The 4,011-nt window shown below is 69.4% G+C and carries 3 protein-coding genes and 2 pseudogenes; 1 reads left to right on the top strand and 4 read right to left on the bottom strand.

Features of this window, described 5'->3' with window-relative positions; translation table 11 throughout:
- The 4 genes and pseudogenes from JMF90_RS27370 to JMF90_RS27355 all read right to left on the bottom strand — a co-directional run.
- Positions 1-306: pseudogene (locus JMF90_RS27370) on the bottom strand (competence protein ComEC); the annotation flags it as partial.
- Between the two features lie 56 nt (positions 307-362).
- Positions 363-1,151, bottom strand: coding sequence for a TatD family hydrolase (locus JMF90_RS27365; protein ID WP_012328815.1), 789 nt, complete (start codon positions 1,149-1,151; stop codon positions 363-365).
- A 66-nt stretch (positions 1,152-1,217) separates the two neighbouring features.
- Positions 1,218-1,913: a lipoprotein-releasing ABC transporter ATP-binding protein LolD gene (gene lolD, locus JMF90_RS27360; RefSeq protein WP_034174517.1), complete on the bottom strand. Its 696-nt coding sequence runs from the start codon at positions 1,911-1,913 to the stop codon at positions 1,218-1,220.
- A gap of 58 nt (positions 1,914-1,971) precedes the next feature.
- On the bottom strand, positions 1,972-3,225 hold the full coding sequence (locus JMF90_RS27355; RefSeq protein WP_006483000.1) for a lipoprotein-releasing ABC transporter permease subunit: 1,254 nt from the start codon (positions 3,223-3,225) through the stop codon (positions 1,972-1,974).
- Between the two features lie 149 nt (positions 3,226-3,374).
- On the opposite strand from JMF90_RS27355, the pseudogene JMF90_RS27350 reads away from it, so the two are divergent.
- A pseudogene (locus tag JMF90_RS27350) lies at positions 3,375-4,011 on the top strand (regulator); the annotation flags it as partial.

The following is a 4,011-nucleotide window of genomic DNA, read 5'->3' as shown; positions in this document are numbered from 1 at the left end:
CCCACGAATCACGCCCGTGACGACGATGTCGCGCCCTTCCCATTCCGCCGGCAGGCTGTCGCTCAAGCGCCATTCGGCTCGCGCGGCCGCATAGCCGAACCCCGCGACGCTGGCCGCGAGCGCCCACAGCATCCATCCGCATGCAACGACCGCACGCGTGCGCGGCCAGCGCACGCACCCCACACCGAGCGCCGCACAGCCCGCGAGCACGGCTGCTCCGACCGTCCATGCGACCGCCCCCGGCAACGCCGCCTGCCGCTGCAGCACGACGACGCCGAGCGCGAACGCGATCCACCCCACGCGCATTCCGCCTCCTCGTCGACCCGGCGCCACCCTGCCAATACGGCGCCTTCCGGCAACGATTATGCGGACGAAAGTGCGAGTCGCGGCAGCGCGGCGAGCGCGTTAGCCGAAGTGCATACGGCCAGTTCGCCAGTATCGAGCCCGCGCAATTCGGCGAGCACGGCGCCGATGCGCGGCACCTGGTCGGGCGTATTGCGGGATTTGTATGCCCATTCGGGCGCGATGTCGGGCGCGTCGGTTTCGACGACGAGCGCGTCGAGCGGCAACTCGGTGGCGAGCCGGCGGATCTGCCGCGCGCGCGCGAAGGTCACGTTGCCGCCGAAGCCGAGATGGAGGCCCTGCGCCAGATACGCTTCGGCCTGCTGGAAACTGCCGTTAAACGCATGCGCGATGCCGCGCCGCACGCCGAAACGGCGCAGCCCGGCCAGCACGCGGTCCTGCGACTTGCGCACGTGGCACAGCACCGGCAGGTCGAATTCCCGCGCCAGCCGGAGCTGGCCCTGGTAGAAGAATTGCTGCCGGTCTTCGTCGAGCCCCGGCACGAAATAGTCGAGCCCGATCTCGCCGATCGCGACGAATCGCGGATCGTCGAGGCTGGCCTCGATCTCCATGCGCAGCCGGTCGAGATCCTCGTCGCGCGCCTGCGGCGTATACATCGGATGGATACCGAGCGCGTACGCCGCGCCCGGCGTGCGCTGCGCGAGTTCGCGCACCGTCGTGAAGTTGTCGCGCCCGATGCTCGGGATCACGATGCGCGACACGCCGGCCGCGTGCGCAGCCTGCGCGACCGCGTCGCGGTCGGCGTCGAACTCGGCGGCATCGAGATGGCAGTGCGTGTCGATCCACATGGCAGCGGTCCTGCGTCGTTGCGCCGTGCCGCGACGAACCGGCGGCCGGCCAACGGCGTGGCTTTTTTACACCGGCAGCGCCGGCTCCTCGTGCAGCACCCCGTCGCGCAGCCGCATGATGCGGTCGCAACGCGCGGCGAGATCGGGGTCGTGCGTGACGATCACGAAACTCGTTTCGAGCGTCTCGGACAGTTCGAGCATCAGGTTGAACACCGTGTCGGCCGTCGTGCCGTCGAGGTTGCCGGTCGGCTCGTCGGCGAGCACGCACGCGGGCTTCGTGACCAGCGCACGCGCGATCGCGACGCGCTGCCGCTCGCCGCCCGACAGCTCGCCCGGCCGGTGCTTCGCCCGCGGGCCGAGACCGACGCGTTCGAGCATCGCCTGTGCCTGCTCGCGCGCGTCCTCGGTGGTCATCCGGCGGATGCGCAGCGGCATCGCGACGTTGTCGAGCGCCGTGAACTCGGGCAGCAGGTGGTGGAACTGGTAGACGAAGCCGAGCGCGCGGTTGCGCAGCTCGTTGCGCTCGCGTTCGGCGAGTTGCGTAAACGGCTTGCCGAGCAGCGACACTTCGCCGGCGCTCGGCTCGTCGAGCCCGCCCAGCACGTGCAGCAGCGTGCTCTTGCCGGAGCCCGACGCGCCGACGACCGCGAGCTTCTCGCCGCGCCGCACCGTCAGCTCGGTGTTGTTGAGCACCTGCACGTTGAAGCCGCCCTGCACGAACGCCTTCGTGATCCCGCGCGCCTGAAGCACGTATTCCTGCATACCTGCCGAATCCTGTCTGTTGTGTTGTTGTCGTGAATCCGCGAATGCGGCCGCGCGGTCATTCATAGCGCAGCGCCTCCGCCGGCTTCACCTTCGCGCCGCGCCAGCTCGGATAGAGCGTCGCGACGGCCGACAGCGCGAACGCGATCAGCCCGATCCGGATCACGTCGCTCGCGACGAGTTCGGACGGCAGCTCGCTGATGAAATACACCGACGGCGGCAGGAACTGCACGCCGAACAGGTGCTCGATCATCGGGATCAGCCACGGGATGCTCCACGCGATCAGGCAGCCGAGCGCGACGCCGGACGCGGTGCCGACGAAGCCGATCGTCACGCCCTGCACGACGAAGATCTTCATGATCGATCCCGGCTGCGCGCCGAGCGTGCGCAGGATCGCGATGTCCGCCTGCTTGTTGGTCACCGTCATCACGAGCGACGACACGAGGTTGAACGCGGCCACCGCGATGATCAGCGTGAGGATGATGAACATCATCCGCTTCTCGATCTGCACGGCCGAGAACCACGTCTTGTTCTGCTGGGTCCAGTCGCGAATGTACAGGCTGCCCGACAGCGTGTGCGACAGCTCGACCGCGACCTGCGGCGCCTTCTGCATGTCGGTGAGCCGTAGCCGCACGCCGGTCGGCGCGCTCATCCGGAACAGCGCCTCGGCGTCGCGGATGTTGATCATCGCGAGCGTGCTGTCGTATTCGTAGTGGCCCGATTCGAACACGCCGACCACCGTGAACTGCTTCAGGCGCGGCATCATCCCGGCCGGCGTGATCGAGCCTTCGGGCGCGACGAGCGTGACCTTGTCGCCGACCGTCACGCCGAGGTTGCCGGCGAGCGCGTCGCCGAGCACGATGCCGAACTGGCCCGGCACGAGCGCGCCGAGCTGGCCGGCCTTCATGTCCTTGCCGATGTCGGACACCTGCGGCTCGAGCGACGGCTCGACGCCGCGCAGCATCACGCCGCTCACGGCGTCCTGGCGCGTGAGCAGCGCCTGCGCGTCGACGTACGGCGCGGCGCCGATCACCGACGGATTGCGGCGCGCTTCCTGCGCGGTCAGTTGCCAGTCGGGCATCGACCCCGTCGGCGAGAACACCTCGACGTGCGCGAGCACCGACAGCATGCGGTCGCGCACTTCCTTCTGGAAGCCGTTCATCACCGACAGCACGACGATCAGCGCCGCGACGCCGAGCGCGATCCCGAGCATCGACACGAGCGCGATGAAGGAAATGAAGCCGTTGCCGGTCGTGCGTTTGCCGGCGCGCGTGTAGCGCCAGCCGATCTGCCATTCGTACGGAAGTTTCAAGCGAATCCTTTCTGCTGGTTACGGCGGGAGGCGCGCCGCGGCCGAACCGCCGCCGGGTGGTGGCCGGCAGCCCGGGCACGGTCGAAAAACGGCCGCCGGACGCGAACGGGCCGTCAGCCGGCCCGATCACGCGCGCAGTTTGCCATACAATGCGCACCATCATGCACGACCGACGCCTCCATTTTCTCGTTCCGTTCGCGCTGCCGTCGGCGGCCGATGCGGCCTCGTCCCTCCACACGCTGGACAGCCCCGCGCTCCAGAAGTTGCTCGCCCGCGCGAGCCTCGTCGAGCGCGTGGCCGGCGAGGACTTCCAGCGCACGCTGCCGCACGAGCGCTGGCTGGCCAGCCGGTTCGGCGCCACGCAGGGCAATGCCGCGGACGAGGCACCGCTCGCGCCCTACATGCTGCTGGCCGACGGCGGCGACCCCGGCACGCACGCGTGGGCGTGCGTCGAGCCCGTGCACGTCGAAATCGCGCACGATCACCTGGTGCTCGTCGATCCGGCCGCCCTCGCGCTCGACGACGGCGACGCGGCCGCGCTGCTCGCGGTCGCACGACCGCTGATCGAGGAACTGGGCGTACGGCTCGAAGCGCCGAACCCGGCGCGCTGGTATCTGTCGAGCGACCAGCTCGCGCGCCTCGCCGGCGCCGCGCCGCTGCGCGCCAGCGGCCGCAACATCGAGATCTGGCTGCCGCACGAGGCGCATACGGGAGAGCGCTCGCGGATGTGGATGAAACTGCAGAACGAAGTGCAGATGGCGTGGTTCCAGCACCCGGTCAACGAAG

The sequence above is a fragment of the Burkholderia sp. E168m23 genome, assembly GCF_016586125.1.
GTDB classification, from domain to species: domain Bacteria; phylum Pseudomonadota; class Gammaproteobacteria; order Burkholderiales; family Burkholderiaceae; genus Burkholderia; species Burkholderia orbicola.
This window is presented reverse-complemented; position numbering and strand designations above follow the sequence as displayed.

Bases quoted from the DNA above. Each gene is read 5' to 3' on its own strand.
- JMF90_RS27365 (WP_012328815.1), bottom strand. From the start codon at position 1,151: ATGTGGATCGACACGCACTGCCATCTCGATGCCGCCGAGTTCGACGCC.
- lolD (WP_034174517.1), bottom strand. From the start codon at position 1,913: ATGCAGGAATACGTGCTTCAGGCGCGCGGGATCACGAAGGCGTTCGTG.